We start from the raw sequence: 14682 nt of genomic DNA, 5'->3' as shown, positions 1-14682 counted from the left end.
ATGTACGGCCACAAACATAAATGCGGAGTGAAACCTACTTGTGGTGGGGAATATAAATACGGTATGAAACTTAAGTTAGGCGTTAAACATAACAAAGCCCGCTGGGCGACGGGCTTTGATACTTACGTTGCTGCTTCCTAGGTGAAGGAAAGTGGGATTTTCCTTACCTTTTTACTCGTTTTTTTGTTTGATTTATTTGGTTTTCTTTTACTTGAATTGGGAATCATTGTACCTCCTAAATCATTTTTGAGCTTTCTTTCAATCAATCGTGTTTCTTTGTTTTGCATCAGTGTTGTGGGAACACATTGTATGGTTACTTCTTAATGGAGAGATTAACAAGTACTTTAGTTAGCGCTTAAAAAAGATAAAGCATAAAAGATGCCAAAATGTAAGTTATTGGCAAATCTATTATCAGTATTGTATGTGTTTTAGGGTTCGTCAATCTGATTGTCAATTTGAGAAAAAACAACGTGATCTTTCTAAATTAAGAACACTCTTTGCGGTTTCTGGTACTTAGCCATAGATACGACTCTTCTTAACACGTAAACTGAGTCTTAATTCACATAGACCAAGGACGTGCTATGAAATTCAAGCTTGATACTCTTGCTCCCACTCAGATTTATCACCTGATGACACAAACCGTTGTTCCTCGCCCTATTGCGTGGGCATTGACGGAATCTTCTGATCAAGAGTACAACCTAGCGCCTTTCTCTTATTTCACACCCGTTTCCAGCAATCCACCGCTACTGATGTTGTCGGTCGGGAAGAAGCCATCGGGCGAAATCAAAGATACCACTCGTAATGCCCTTGAAACCGGTAAGTTGGTCATTCATATTGCGTCAGCCAGTTCTGCCGAGGTGATGACGGCGACAGCAGCCACGCTCGCTCATGGTGACTCTGAAGTCACCGCGAATAATATTGAGCTGGTTGAGTTTGAAGGTTTTTCTTTACCTAGAGTGAAGGAGTGCGCTGTGGCTTTTGGTTGCACATTGTATGAAGTGAAAGAAGTCGGTGAAGTACCGCAAAGCCTTGTCTTCGCTCAAGTTGAACAGGTGTATATCTCTGAAGGTGTGATCGATAAAGAGAGCGAACGCTTGAAGATTGATGCACTAGCACTTGATCCTTTATCTCGACTAGGTGGAGGCGAATACGCCACGCTATCCAATGTGTTCTCAGTGACTCGTCCTAAGTAAGCGTTATTCAATTGAGCTTCAACCGGATAATAACGCTAAACCCCATTCTGTAATCTAAGTAGCAATAATTTTATGTTAGATACCAAATACTCACAGCAAATCCAACACCGTATTGATCAAAAAACTAAGCCGCTTGGGGCATTGGGTTTACTCGAAAAAGTTGCCTTTCAATTAGCATTAATTCAGAGCCAAGGACAAGAGTCGGCGGTCGAAAATATCGAATTGAACAAGCCGAGCATCATTATATTCGCAGGTGATCATGGCATCGCTGACGAAGGTGTGAGTATTGCGCCAAGTGCTGTCACGCAGCAGATGGTATTGAACTTCTTAAACGGCGGTGCTGCGATTAACTGTTTTTGTGCTGTGAACAATATCGACATTACGGTAGTCGACACGGGCATCCTATTGCCAGTTGAAGCTGATTCTTCAATGCTAGTGTCACAACGTTTGGGCACACGAACCAATAACTTTGCCAACGAAGCAGCAATGAGTTTAGAAACGGTAGAACGTGGTATTGAACTGGGCGCGGAGCTTGTATCTAGAACCATTTCGAATGGCACGAACATTGTCATGTTCGGTGAGATGGGTATCGGCAACACCAGCAGCGCGTCAGCGATTTTAAGCGCACTAGCAAAGCGAACTGCGGCAGAGTGTGTGGGTTTAGGTACAGGCATTAATCACGAACAACTTGCACGTAAATTGGCGCTTGTTGAACAAGGTGTTGCGCGCTGTAAAGGACTCGATCCGAAATCGGTTTTGGCTCAAGTCGGTGGTTACGAGATCGTGCAAATGGTCGGTGGTTTCCTTGGTGCTTACCACAACAGAACACCAGTATTAGTCGATGGTTTTATCGTGTCAGTCGCTGCGTATGTCGCGACCTTAATTGAGCCGAATTGCCGTGACTACATGATCTTCGCACATCGCTCTGAAGAGTCAGGGCATAAAATCCTACTACAACTGCTCGACGCTGAACCGTTACTTGACCTTGGCTTGAGATTAGGCGAGGGCACGGGCGCAGCTTTAGCTATGCCAATCATCCGAGCGGCGGCTGAGTTTTACAACAATATGGCGAGTTTTGAGAGCGCTGGAGTCACGGTTTAATGAGTGATACGCCACAAAGATCGTTAAAAGATCGCGCTACTTATCAATGGGAGCTTTTTTCGTTGGCTATGGGCTTCTTTTCCCGTTTGCCAATGCCAAAGAGTACGCCCTATTCAGAAGAGCGCATGAATCGTTCTGGTCGTTACTTCTCAACGGTCGGTTTGTTGCTTGGCGCCTTGTGCGGCGGTTTGTTCCTGTTGCTTGATACTGTGTTACCAAGCTCGATTGCCATCTTTTTGATGATGAGTTTTAGTTTGATGCTCACCGGTGCTTTCCATGAAGATGGCTTAACTGACATGGCGGATGGTATTGGTGGTGGCATGACATTGGAACGTCGCTTAACCATCATGAAAGACAGCCGAATTGGTACATACGGTGCGTCTGCGCTGATCATGGCGTTGCTTGGTAAGTGGGCTCTGCTCAATGAACTCGTAAGTATGACTGGATTGTTTATGGTCATCGTGACGAGTTACACCTTTAGCCGTGCGATTGCTGCATCCCTTATTTATGACATGCCTTACGTCAGCGATTTAGACACAAGCAAGAGTAAGCCTTTAGCCAACAAACAAACCAAGGGTGAACTTGTCTTCCTTATGTTAGTTGGTCTGTTACCAAGCTTGTGGTTTGGGTTAGCGTTTACGTGTGTTTTAGCTGTGATTGCTTACCTGTTTAGAGTGGGCTTCAAAAAGTGGTTAATCGTAAGAATTGGTGGCTTTACTGGTGACTGTTTGGGCGCGGCTCAACAGTTGATGGAACTGCTGATTTACGTTGTGTTTACCGCTGCGTTTTATAACGGCTTTATGTAACTCATTCAGGATTTTAGAGGCAACACATGACAACGAATAATCAAGCGTATCAGAGTCATCGACATCTTGTTTTAGGTGGCGCGCGCTCAGGTAAGTCGAGTTTTGCAGAACAACAAGCATTATGTGCAATTGAAGCATGTTCAAATGGGCGTTTGCATTACATTGCGACTGCGACCTATTTAGACGATGAAATGCGCGAGCGAATCGCTCATCATCAAGATCGTCGTGGTAAAGAGTGGATTGAGCATGAAGTACCCGTCGAATTAGCCGAAAAATTGCAGTCTTTTGAGAAAGAAGATGTGGTGCTGATTGACTGCCTAACATTGTGGTTGAACAGCATCATCTTTGAACTGGGTGACGACGCAACCAATAAACAGGTTGAAGCCATGGTTGAAGCATTGGTCAAAAGCGTCGAGCAAAGCCAAGCGCAAATTATCATGGTCTCTAACGAAGTGGGTTTAGGTGTTGTTCCTCTGGGTAAAGTGTCGCGCTTATTTGTAGACAATGCTGGGCGAATGAACCAAGCGCTCGCTCAAGTTGTCGAACGAGTTACGTTGATAGCCGCGGGATTACCGTTGAATTTAAAACCCTCAAATCATTCGTTTGATGCTCAAGGCTAGGTCTCATACATGGTCAATGGAACAACCAAAAATATCTATTTGCTAAGGCACGGCAAGGTTGAAGGGAAAGCTGCACTAAACGGTGTATCTGACGTGTTAGTCAATCCAGAACTTCAACAGCAAATATGTGACGCCTTGGCGCAACACGGTGTGGCTTGTGATGGTGTGATTACCTCGCCATTAAGGCGCTGCAGCGACCTAGCAAATTTATATGCAGAGCGCATGTCGGTGCCTTTGTCGATTGCACCAGAATTTCAAGAAATGAACTTTGGTGAGGTGGACGGCATCGCGTTTGATGAGCTTGAAGATAAGTGGGCGATGCTAGACACCTTTTGGCAAGACCCGGCAAATCATCAACTGACTGGAGCCGAAAGTTTACAGAGCTTCCACGACAGAGTAACTCAAGCTTGGTCGCAACTTTTGAATAACTCAAGTGACAATCTATTGATGGTTACTCATGGTGGCGTAATTCGAATGCTATTGGCGCATTGCCTTGATATTGATTGGAAAAATCCGAGCTTGTACTCGAAGCTATCGATCGAGAATGCCTCGATAACCCATATTCAAGTCACTCAGTTTGCGCAGAGCTTTATCAGCGTCAAAGCGATAGGCCTGCCTGTTCTCTGAGTGTCCAAAAACACAGTTTAAGAATTAACAATCTTAGAAGTATTAAAAGTAATTAGAAGTATAAAGCGGCGTTAACAGTCGCTATACCAGATTGGTATTACTACCTACGTGAAAGGAATTTAGTCATGACAACACCGAGTTGGGATCTAAGCATTGCTTATCGTGATCTTGATGATGCAAAAATTGAGCAGGACATTGAACTCATTCAACAGTGTATCGAACTCTTGTACCTGCATGTTGAAAAGCGTCACATCATTCTGGCAATGCAAAACGCAATCCAGACCTCAGAAGCGGCAGGCACGCTACTGAGCACAATTAACACCTTTGCTAACTGTCACGCTTCAGTAGACGCGACCCACACAGAAGCGAAAGCGTTGCTTGGCCGTGTTGCAAAGCTTAACTCTGAAATGTCTCAAGCGTTTAGCCCTTATGAAGATACGCTGATTCATGCTGAACCCGAGTTTATTGATGCGGTTTTAGAACACGAGAGTGCAGATGTTGCAGGCCAACGCTTTGCGATTGAAAGCTCACGTAAGTTATCAAGTAGCCGTCTCAGTGTTGCTGAAGAGCAGCTTTTAGCAGCGATGAAAGTGGATGGCCGTGATGCGTGGGGTCGTTTATACGACAATCTAACTGGCTCTTTGAAACTATCCCTAAAACTGGACGGTGAAGAAGAAGTTCTCGGTTTTTCGCAAGCGGCGAGTTTGTTGTACGGCAGCGAATTCGACAAACAAGAGCCTGCATGGCGCGCGGTTCAAGGCGCAATGAAGACACACCAAGAGTCATTTGCTTCGATTCTAAATGCGCTTGCAGGTTGGCGCCTGACTGAAAACAAAAAGCGCTCGAAAATCAGCGATGTACATTTCTTAGATCCTAGCTTGCATGGCAGCCGCATCGTGCCTGAAACATTAGACACTATGATGTCTGTCGCTAAAGCGAATCGCGAAGTAGGTCAGAAAGCGGGTCTACTAATGGCAAGAGTTCACGGCTTAGATGAAATGAAGCCTTGGAACCACTTAGCTGCAATGCCGCCATTGGGTGACGCTGAATCTAAGGTTTATCCTTTTGATGAAGCGATTGAGGTGATTAAAACTGCTTTTGCTGAAGTGAATCCAGAGATGGCTGATTTTGTTACTTTGATGGTTGAGAATGGTTGGATTGATGCCGCACCAGCAGCCAACAAACGTTTAGGCGCGTACTGTACTAAGTTTGCTGCAACACGTACACCGCTAGTATTTATGACATGGAGTGGCAGCCGCTCTGATTTAATGACACTGGCACACGAGCTTGGTCATGCGTTCCACAACTGGGTAATGAAAGATATGCCGTTGTGTAAAACACGTTATCCAATGACGCTTGCTGAAACCGCCTCAATCTTTGCTGAAAACATCGTGCGAGATTACTTACTTAAACAAGCAAAAACTCGTAATGAGAAACTTGAGATGTTGTGGGAGGAATTATCAACTGCCTTAGTTCTGATGATTAATACTCCAGTGCGTTTTGAGTTCGAAAAAGCGTTCTATGAGCAGCGTGAAAAAGGTGAACTGACGGCTCAACAACTGTGTGACCTGATGGAGAGCACTTGGAAAGAGTGGTACGGCGATGCAATGACTGAGGCCGACCCTTACTTCTGGGCGAGTAAATTACACTTCAGTATTTCTCAGGTGAGTTTCTACAACTACCCATACTTGTTCGGTTATCTGTTCAGCAAAGGTGTTTATGCGCAACGTGATGCGAAGGGCGAACAGTTCTATAGCGACTATGTGTCTTTGTTGCGAGATACGGGCAGCATGATGGCGGAAGAAGTGGTTCAAAAACATCTTGGAATGGACCTGACTAAAGCCGATTTTTGGCAACAAAGCATCGACATGGTCAAAGTTCAGATCGATGAATTTGAAAGATTGCTCGATCAGGAAGATTAATTGATCTCAATCTGTTCATAGCAGGTAAGAGCTGTGTTAGCTTACGTGGCTCTTATCTTGCTGAAAGAACTTGATACAACCAAAAGTTGCTTTAAATAGAGAAAGTTATTTGGCACAGGCCTCGGTTTGTTAATAAGCAGGAAATATAAAATATATGGGTAGTATTTGTGAGTGATAACGGAGTTTCTATTGATAAGTGCGATCCTAGCAACACAATTTCTATGTACAATTTATTAACATACGGCCGTGCAATTAAGGAGTAACGCATGACGAAGACCCTCTTTCGCCAATCATTTCTTTTTGACAGCCTAGATCTTGAGCAAGAAGTGTTTGCAGGACAGACCGTACTGAGTAACGGTGTTCAAATTAAGCTTCATCAACGTGGCGTGTTGGAAGTGATTCCCGCTGATTACAGTTCTGAAACCAAGAACATTATCTTTTCAAGCGGTGTACACGGCGACGAAACCTCACCAATGGAGCTGATTGATAAGCTCGTTGAGGATATTGAAACAGGCTTTCAGGCAGTGAACGCTAGATGCTTGTTTATCATAGCTCACCCAGAAGCAACCAACGCGCATACCCGTTTTCTTGATGTGAATATGAACCGTCTGTTTGATGAAAAGCAGTACGAGAGCAATCGAGAAGTGGATATCGCCCAGAACTTAAAGTATCTGGTGACAGAGTTTTATAAAGAAACCAAGCCAGAAACACGCTGGCACTTAGATTTGCACTGTGCGATCCGTTTATCTAAGCATTATTCATTTGCAGTGAGCCCTAAGGTTCGCCACGAAGTACGTAGCAAAGAGTTATTCGACTTCATCAACAGTGCTCACGTTGAAGCCGTGTTGCTGTCGAATGCACCTACCAGCACGTTCAGCTGGTACAGCGCTGAAAACTTCGGTGCGCAGGCTCTGACAATGGAACTCGGGCAGGTCGCGAGAATTGGTGAAAACCAACTTGATAAGCTAACTGCTTTTGATTTAGCAATGCGTAATTTAATCGCGGAAGTAGAGCCAGAGCATCTACCCAAGCCAACCATTACTTATCGTGTGAGCCGCACCATTGTTCGTTTACATGATGATTTCGATTTCATGTTCTCAGATTCTGTAGAGAACTTTACTGCCTTTAAGCACGGTGAAGTCTTTGGTCATGATGGTGACAAACCATTGATGGCAAAGAACGAAAACGAAGCGGTGGTGTTCCCTAATCGTAATGTTGCTATCGGTCAACGAGCAGCATTAATGGTGTGTGAAGTGGAAACGCGATTCGACCACGGGCAGTTGGTTTACGATTAATCAGTAGAAGCGATGACAGTTCGTTGAATAACCGCTCAACTGGTTGAAATATCAAGGTTCACATTACGGTGTGAACCTTGAGTTTATTTGGGGATACAGGTAAGGTTACGCGAACAATTTCAAAGTAGCTTGATATGGATTTCCAACAACTTCTTCACCAAAAACAGCGTAAATGGACGCGAGCCATTTATCTGATGGCAGCACTGCTAATCGCGCTGAGTGCTATTTACCTAATGGTTGGCGATCTCTTCATTTCCCCTCTGGGCACCTTGTCCACATTAGAACAAAAACTACTGATTGATTTACGCTTACCTCGATTATTGGCGGCTATTGCCATCGGGGCAGGGCTAGCTGTATCTGGCGCAAGCTTACAAGTCTTGTTAGGTAATGTATTAGCAGAGCCGGGTGTGCTCGGCATTTCTGGCGGTGCAAGTCTCGCCATGGTGATTGTGTTGTTCTTTTTGCCGTTTGCTCCTACCCCTGAACTCTTCATGGTTGCAGCGGTGTTAGGGTCACTCTGTTTCACAGTGATTCTTGTGAGCATGGTAAAAGCAATGCGGCTCACCACGACCAAGCTGCTACTGGTGGGTGTCGCACTAGGTATTCTTTCTGGCGCGATGGTGACATGGGCATTCTACTTCAGTGATGACATGAGCCTTCGTCTGTTGATGTACTGGCTAATGGGTAGCTTAGGCGGCGTGACTTGGTATCAACACTCGCTGACATTAGTGATGATTCCCGTGATTATCTGGTTGTGCCTGCAAGGCAGCAAGCTCGACAAACTGATGATTGGTGAGACCCATGCGGCGCAACTTGGCGTGAATGTGTCTAAGTTGCGTTGGCGCTTAATCTTCGCAGTATCCATTTTGGTAGGCTGTGCAGTGGCGTTGGGTGGTGTGATCAGTTTTGTTGGTTTGGTTGTGCCACATTTACTGCGTTTAGCAATTGGCACCGATAATAAATATCTACTGCCTCTGTCTGCTGTTGCAGGGGCTGCGCTGCTGGTGTTTGCTGATATTTGCGCACGAATATTACTTGATTCTGCAGAATTACCTTTGGGTGTGATGACCACAAGTATCGGTGCGCCTATCTTCATTTGGATGTTAATTAAAAATCATGATTCAAATTAAGAGCCTGAGCGTCGGCGCTCGTTTATTACCCTTATCATTTGAGCTCAAGCCGGGCCAAGTGACTCATGTTATTGGGCCTAATGGCAGCGGTAAAAGTACCTTACTTGAGGCCATTTCGGGTATCGGTGATGATTACAAGGGCAATATCAAGCTTGATGAGCAAGACTTATCAGATCTATCGCTGCAAGACTTGTCACTGCATCGTGCTTATTTGTGTCAAAGCGCAAGACCGGCTTTCAATTTAGAAGTGTTCCAATATCTGGCATTATCGCTGCCAAGCTCGTCACAAGGGCTTGATACTGAAATCAATGCAGCTTTGAAAGAGATAACCCAGATGCTCGATATTGCGGATAAGCTTCATCGCTCAATCCAAGCTTTGTCAGGTGGTGAGTGGCAGCGGGTTCGATTGGCGGGCATGTGCCTACAAGTTTGGCCAACACTTAACCCATATGCGAAGTTACTGATCTTAGATGAACCAGCGGCACCGTTAGACATTGCGCAAGAGGCATTACTCTATAAGCTCATTGAAAGAGTGACACAAAAGGGCATCGCCGTAATCATGGCAAACCACGACCTTAACCGCACCCTAAGACACGCTGACCAAGTGCTACTGCTAGACAAAGGTGTTTTACAAGCTTGTGGTACTGCGGGCGAAGTACTAACTTCAGAACAACTTGAGTCTGTATTCAACACTCAAGTGAAAAGTGTCTCTGTAGATGGTCAAACCTACCTAGTCTTCGAATAACGTCGCCTTTCATAACGTAGCTTCTAATAACGTTATTTTTAATAACACAATGGACACTTTAGAAGAGAAGAACAGTTGAATCAGGACTGCTTGTTTGAAGGCTCTTAGTAACCCCTGTTGTATTCGTTCGAATACTCTCCTATCCCAGATTACTAATTTATAAATGATTAGAAGCATTTACGCTGATTTTGATTTGTCATTGCTCTCATTTTATATAGTGATGAGAATGATTTCGATTAGTGATATTACTTTGATCTAGATACATAAATGACATGTTTATCGGTGGTAATCTCCTTAGCATTACCTCGATAGGGCCTAAACTCTGAACCTTTTCTCTCGAACTGCGAAACGCACATTGTTGATTTTGTCGTTATTCATGCTTCCTTTAAGCTTGAACATATCGTCGATCGTGCACCAATTAGAAATGGAAGAAGAGGTACATGCGCAGCATCACTGCGCTGTTTATGACGCTGTACAAAGTGCCATCCACTGTGGTTACTTTCCTATCACCAGTTAACGATTGGACTCGCTTACTTGCTTCAGAAATTAATGGTTGGCATGAAGAGTTCAAAGGCGGTGCGATCTTCATCGGTGACTGGCATGCTAAAATGCAGCACTACATGTACTTCCAAAACGATCCGTCTCGTAATTTCTTTAACTCAAAAGATAGTCGTGCTTCAGGTCAATTAACGCTTATTGAAGGTGGTGACGGCGGTGTTGAGCCGTTGAAAGGCGATATTTACGAACTTGTTAAGAGTGACAATGTCGTTAATGCGGGCGACAAAGTTGTGATTGCAACAAGTGAAGCCGCAAACCTTACGCAAACACAAGGTTCTGCAGTAAGCATTCAAAACAATGGTACGGCTTCAATCGTGGTTGATACTACGGCGATCACAGCGAACGAAACCTTGTCTTTCATTGCTAGCTCTATTGAAAGTGAGAGTGTTGAAACCTTCACATTTGAAGTGATTGCTGAAGATGGTGGTGTAACACCTGCCCCAGATCCGACTCCAGACCCAGACCCTACACCAAACCCGGGCACATGGGATTCATCTAAGGTTTACCTTGGTGGTGAAATTGTGACTTACTCTAACCAGTCCTGGAAAGCGCAGTGGTGGATTCAGGGTGGTGAAAACCCGAAAGCGACTTACGAAAACGACAAGTGGGGCGTTTGGCGTCCAGCTAACTAAGGCCTGTTAACTGTTCCCCTGATGATTCCATTTGGGCTGAGTTTATTATCGTATAAATGGCGCTACAGAGATGTAGCGTCATTTTTTGTTCAAGGTGTTTATCGTCTCGTGGCACGAAATGGTAAAACTCAGTTGGAAGGATTGATTAGAATTATTTCAAACGCGACAAGTGCATAGGAAAAACACGAGTCACTTTATCTTATTTGAATGGATGCTTATTTAACTCGAAAGAGGACTAATAATGTACGAACTAACACTGATTCTTAGCTTAATGATGGGTGGCGCACCAAGTACGGCCGAAATGGAAGTGAACACGCAATTCACGAGCCTTGAAGAATGTAACCAAGAAGGTGCAGCTCTGGCTAAGAAGTTAAACACTACCGATTTAAAAGTCATGCAAGTTCAATGTGAGCGTGACTAACCACAAGATATAATTAAGCACTGGGCACAGAAGTTTGTGCCCATGCTGCCTCATCTGTGTATATACCAGTAGCACAATGTAGCCTTTCTGAGTTCAACTTTTTAGCATCAACCATTAATGTTTCATTCAAAATCATTGGCTCGCCTCGTCGATACTCATAGTCACTAAATTGTTAAATAGAAACAATTTTATCTAACCTATTGTTAAATATTTACTATTTGATAGTGTGTCTAGGTGCACGTAAAAAGTGTACTTCAAATTTAGCAAAAAATAATAACAGTAGGAGTTGCGATGAGTATTGTAGTGAGACGCTCTGAACCGTCAGATGCAAAGGGAATCAAAGAAGTTTACGAATGCACTAATGCTTATACTGGTACGCTGCAACTCCCAAATCCATCTCTGGAAACTTGGCAAAAACGAATCTCAAATGTTCCTGATAATGTGTACTCTTATGTCGCGTTATTGGACGGAGAAATTGTTGGCAACCTAGGTTTAGAAGTGTGTGTAAATCCAAGAAGGCGTCATGTCGCTTCTTTTGGTATGGGTGTTAAAGACGATGTGTTAGGCAGAGGTGTAGGTAGCCAATTACTCGCAACGGCAATCGACTTATGTGACAACTGGATTAACATCAAACGACTGGAACTCACCGTCTATACCGATAATGAACGAGCGATCAGCCTATATAAGAAGTTTGGCTTCGTGATTGAAGGGGAGTCAGCAGGGTTTGCCTTCAGAAATGGCGAATATGTGGCGGCTTACCATATGGCGCGACTGGTATAACGTCTAGGTTCGATTAATAGATAATAAAACGCCACGTTGTTATAACGTGGCGTTTACGATTTCAGTTGGCTGCTTACTTAAAAGCCAATATTTGATGCACTTAAGCCGTTAGTGGCTCAAGGTTGGCTGGGCGGTAATGCACTGATTTCAGAACTTTACCTTGGCGAACTGTTTTACCTTCAGATACGAAATCTTCCGCACATTTAGCGATGATGTATTCMCCTTTTTGAACCGCCATTAGCTTGATGTGCTGTTCAGCATAGAAAGCTTCAGTCTCTGCGTATTCTGTCTCGTTACGACATACTTTACTCATGTTGCTTGAGTGTACTTCATCCCAGCAAGGTAAGAAGTCGATTGAGCGGTTTTTAGCAACGTTCAACAGAAGATCGATCAGGTAGCTGATCGCTAGGTTGTCTTCTACTTTAGATTGACCAAGGTGAACCAAACGTCCCATCAAAACATAAACGCTGTCTACAATAGCGTCCGCTTGTTCGATTTTAGAGTCGGCTTCTGCAAGTTCTGTCAGTTCTTCGATCGCTAGAGAGGTATGTAGCGTATCGCCTTTTTCATCCATTGTTTCAGGTGCAGCAACAGGTAGATCAAAAGTGTTACGGAACTCTTCAATATCGCGGTAAAGGTGATTGTAGATTTCTTGGTTTAGTTGAGAAAGGTTCATATTCCTATCCATTCTGTTTCGTTAATGGGGCATTTTAACAAAGGTGGGGATAGGGTGCTAACGCAAAGTCGAAGAACTCGATTTTTATTCATTGGACCAATGAGACATTTTTCAAACAAATTGCTTACTCGTAAGCTCGGGTGGACCATAAACTGATAGGGCTTAGGCATGGGATTCATAGGTTAAATTAGCGGATGAATGTTTGTATGTCGCTTAAGAAAATGGACGAGATCAGTTTCTATCTCCTTCATATCAGCCGCAGCTAGGTACTTAGTGCCAGTTATTATACTTGCTTGCCGAGCGATGAACTGAACAGGTACGGGAACAGTTTACGACGTTCTTCTGGCGTTAACGACTCAACTCTCGCGATGTTAGTATCTGGAATCGCTTCAGGGTTAGGATAATGCTTTAGCACCTTTTCCATGCTCGCTTCACGAATCAAATGATAAACAGGATATGGTGAGCGGTTAGTGAGGTTTTCATCGTCTTCAGGATCCGCACCACCAAAGCAATAGTCAGGGTGGAAGGTAGCCACTTGGTAAACACCTTCCCAATCTTCTTGCTTGATCAATGCTTCAATCCAATCAATGAACATGTTGTAGTCGAAGAAATCTTGCAGCATGTTAGGCACAACGACCAAAGTCGTCTCTAATTCCACGACTGGCGTGTTATCTAACTCTACGAAATGCGTCATGATGTCTTCCAATAACGCTTCTTCCGTATTCGCTTCACTCACAAAGATCTTAATCTGCTTATTACGTTGAGGCTTTGCTGCAAATGGGCACAGGTTTAGGCCAATAACGACATCGTCTAACCACTGCTTTACTTGGTCGTGGATGGTTTGAAGATCTGTACTTTGAGTGTTCGACATAACAGGTTCCGAAATGAAATTTTGCGTAGGATATCAGAACGGAGGTTAATCAAAAGCAATAATTGAGTTACAACCACAGTCGTACTTATGCTTGTGCGAGTTTGGATGTCGATATTTGAAGCAGTTTCAACTGATAAACCCATGCAAATATAGCAACATAGAAGATAGAACCGCCAGCAATCACGCCATTCCAACCGAATAGTTGCCAACAATATAAGAGTAAGAAGCCACCTAAGCTCCCGCCTATATAATAGTGGACTAAGTAAAGTGCCGTTGCTGTGGCCTTCGCGCTTGGTGCTTTTTCACTTACCCAAGAGTAGGCAAGGGTATGGGCGAAGAACGCTCCCCCGCTAATCAATAATAATCCAGCTAATATGAACAGGACTTTATCGAACGCAGAAACTAGCATTCCGATTAAGCTAATGCACACGCCCATCAATATTCCGTTCAAGGGATCAAAACGAAGTGTCCATTTGTTTGAGAGCTTTGAGCTTATCGTACCTGCCAAGTAACATAGGAATATCAGCGAAGCTAAACCAACAGGCACCGAGTGAGGCGCTGATACTAATCTAAAGCCCATTACCGAATACAGATTCACGAACAGCGCGAAGTTAGCACCACCAATCAACATAGCGAGCCATAAGGTACGGTTTCTTAAATGCATCACTACTGAACGGTTATGGTGAAAAAAGAGGCCTTTTTGTGGTTTGAAGTTTTGTTGGTCTGGTAATCGATAGGCTATATAAAGTGCGCCAAGCAAAGAGCCGACAACGAAAAACAAAACTGTTGTGTGCCAGTCGAAATAATCCGTGATCAAGCCACCCAATACACGTCCAAAAATGCCACCTAACGAGTTAGCCGCAATATAACCACCAATCGCGACTGCGAATGCTTTCGGAGATAACTCTTCGACCATATATGCAACCGCCACACCTGCGAATGCAGCGACCGCAATTCCCATGAATCCCCTTGCAATAACAAGCTGTAGCAGGGTGGTTGTGAACACCATGCTTAGCCCGATTAGCGGGATAGCAAATAAGCTGAACAGAATGATGGGTTTTCGGCCAAAGGTTTCAGAAGCGATTGCCCAAGGCACCAAGCTAATTGATAACCCAAGTGTGGTTGCTGCAAATAGCCAGTTAATTTGGGGTTCAGATACTTGGAAGTGCTCTGCCATGTGCGGCAATATGGGCTGAAAGAGATAAAGGTTACAGAAAATGATAAACGAGCCAATCGCTAATGATTGTGTGATTTGTTTGTATTGAGGAGTGCCTTTATCAAACATTTACGTTGTGCCTGTGCGAG

The 14682-nt window shown here is 44.1% G+C and carries 14 protein-coding genes and 1 pseudogene; 12 read left to right on the top strand and 3 right to left on the bottom strand.

Going from position 1 to position 14682, the window contains the following annotated elements:
- The first annotated feature begins 581 nt into the window (after positions 1 to 581).
- From L1D11_RS14320 to L1D11_RS14265, 12 genes and pseudogenes are all read left to right on the top strand, one after another.
- Positions 582 to 1193, top strand: coding sequence for a flavin reductase family protein (locus L1D11_RS14320; RefSeq protein WP_239833884.1), 612 nt, complete (start codon positions 582 to 584; stop codon positions 1191 to 1193).
- A gap of 72 nt (positions 1194 to 1265) precedes the next feature.
- The gene (gene cobT, locus L1D11_RS14315; RefSeq protein ID WP_239833885.1) at positions 1266 to 2294 is read left to right on the top strand and encodes a nicotinate-nucleotide--dimethylbenzimidazole phosphoribosyltransferase; all 1029 of its coding nucleotides are present in this window, start codon (positions 1266 to 1268) and stop codon (positions 2292 to 2294) included.
- On the top strand, positions 2294 to 3100 hold the full coding sequence (locus tag L1D11_RS14310) for an adenosylcobinamide-GDP ribazoletransferase (RefSeq protein WP_008217537.1): 807 nt from the start codon (positions 2294 to 2296) through the stop codon (positions 3098 to 3100). The genes cobT and L1D11_RS14310 overlap by 1 nt, the downstream gene beginning before the upstream one ends.
- Positions 3101 to 3126: 26 nt before the next feature.
- Positions 3127 to 3720 carry a bifunctional adenosylcobinamide kinase/adenosylcobinamide-phosphate guanylyltransferase gene (gene cobU / locus L1D11_RS14305; protein WP_008217539.1) on the top strand — a complete coding sequence of 198 codons (594 nt, stop codon included), beginning with the start codon at positions 3127 to 3129 and terminating at the stop codon, positions 3718 to 3720.
- Between the two features lie 9 nt (positions 3721 to 3729).
- On the top strand, positions 3730 to 4347 hold the full coding sequence (cobC, locus tag L1D11_RS14300) for an alpha-ribazole phosphatase family protein (RefSeq protein WP_008217541.1): 618 nt from the start codon (positions 3730 to 3732) through the stop codon (positions 4345 to 4347).
- A gap of 125 nt (positions 4348 to 4472) precedes the next feature.
- Positions 4473 to 6269: a M3 family oligoendopeptidase gene (locus L1D11_RS14295; protein WP_239833886.1), complete on the top strand. Its 1797-nt coding sequence runs from the start codon at positions 4473 to 4475 to the stop codon at positions 6267 to 6269.
- A gap of 266 nt (positions 6270 to 6535) precedes the next feature.
- On the top strand, positions 6536 to 7564 hold the full coding sequence (locus L1D11_RS14290; protein ID WP_008217545.1) for a succinylglutamate desuccinylase: 1029 nt from the start codon (positions 6536 to 6538) through the stop codon (positions 7562 to 7564).
- Between the two features lie 134 nt (positions 7565 to 7698).
- Entirely contained in the window at positions 7699 to 8694 is a 996-nt protein-coding gene (btuC, locus tag L1D11_RS14285; RefSeq protein WP_008217547.1) for a vitamin B12 ABC transporter permease BtuC, read from the top strand.
- Positions 8681 to 9439 carry a vitamin B12 ABC transporter ATP-binding protein BtuD gene (gene btuD, locus L1D11_RS14280; protein ID WP_239833887.1) on the top strand — a complete coding sequence of 253 codons (759 nt, stop codon included), beginning with the start codon at positions 8681 to 8683 and terminating at the stop codon, positions 9437 to 9439. Before btuC ends, btuD begins: the two co-directional genes overlap by 14 nt.
- A gap of 512 nt (positions 9440 to 9951) precedes the next feature.
- A pseudogene (locus L1D11_RS14275) lies at positions 9952 to 10629 on the top strand (chitin-binding protein); the annotation flags it as partial.
- 241 nt (positions 10630 to 10870) lie between these two features.
- Positions 10871 to 11050 carry a hypothetical protein gene (locus L1D11_RS14270; RefSeq protein ID WP_102425737.1) on the top strand — a complete coding sequence of 60 codons (180 nt, stop codon included), beginning with the start codon at positions 10871 to 10873 and terminating at the stop codon, positions 11048 to 11050.
- A gap of 291 nt (positions 11051 to 11341) precedes the next feature.
- A complete protein-coding gene (locus L1D11_RS14265) occupies positions 11342 to 11830 on the top strand; it encodes a GNAT family N-acetyltransferase (RefSeq protein ID WP_008217559.1) in 489 nt (162 codons plus the stop codon).
- Between the two features lie 100 nt (positions 11831 to 11930).
- Here L1D11_RS14265 and L1D11_RS14260 read toward each other — a convergent pair whose 3' ends face one another.
- The 3 genes from L1D11_RS14260 to L1D11_RS14250 all read right to left on the bottom strand — a co-directional run bounded on the left by L1D11_RS14260 (position 11931) and on the right by L1D11_RS14250 (position 14662).
- Positions 11931 to 12506: a nucleoside triphosphate pyrophosphohydrolase family protein gene (locus tag L1D11_RS14260; RefSeq protein ID WP_239833888.1), complete on the bottom strand. Its 576-nt coding sequence runs from the start codon at positions 12504 to 12506 to the stop codon at positions 11931 to 11933.
- A 283-nt stretch (positions 12507 to 12789) separates the two neighbouring features.
- Positions 12790 to 13377, bottom strand: a complete 588-nt coding sequence (locus L1D11_RS14255; RefSeq protein ID WP_239833889.1) for a DUF1415 domain-containing protein — start codon at positions 13375 to 13377, stop codon at positions 12790 to 12792.
- A gap of 85 nt (positions 13378 to 13462) precedes the next feature.
- A complete protein-coding gene (locus L1D11_RS14250; protein WP_239833890.1) occupies positions 13463 to 14662 on the bottom strand; it encodes an MFS transporter in 1200 nt (399 codons plus the stop codon).
- Between the last annotated feature and the right edge of the window lie 20 nt (positions 14663 to 14682).

The sequence above is a fragment of the Vibrio sp. Isolate32 genome (assembly GCF_022397955.1).
In the GTDB taxonomy this organism is placed as follows: Bacteria; Pseudomonadota; Gammaproteobacteria; order Enterobacterales; family Vibrionaceae; genus Vibrio.
The sequence above is the reverse complement of the archived record's forward strand: the minus strand, read 5'-3'. Positions and strand labels throughout refer to the sequence as shown.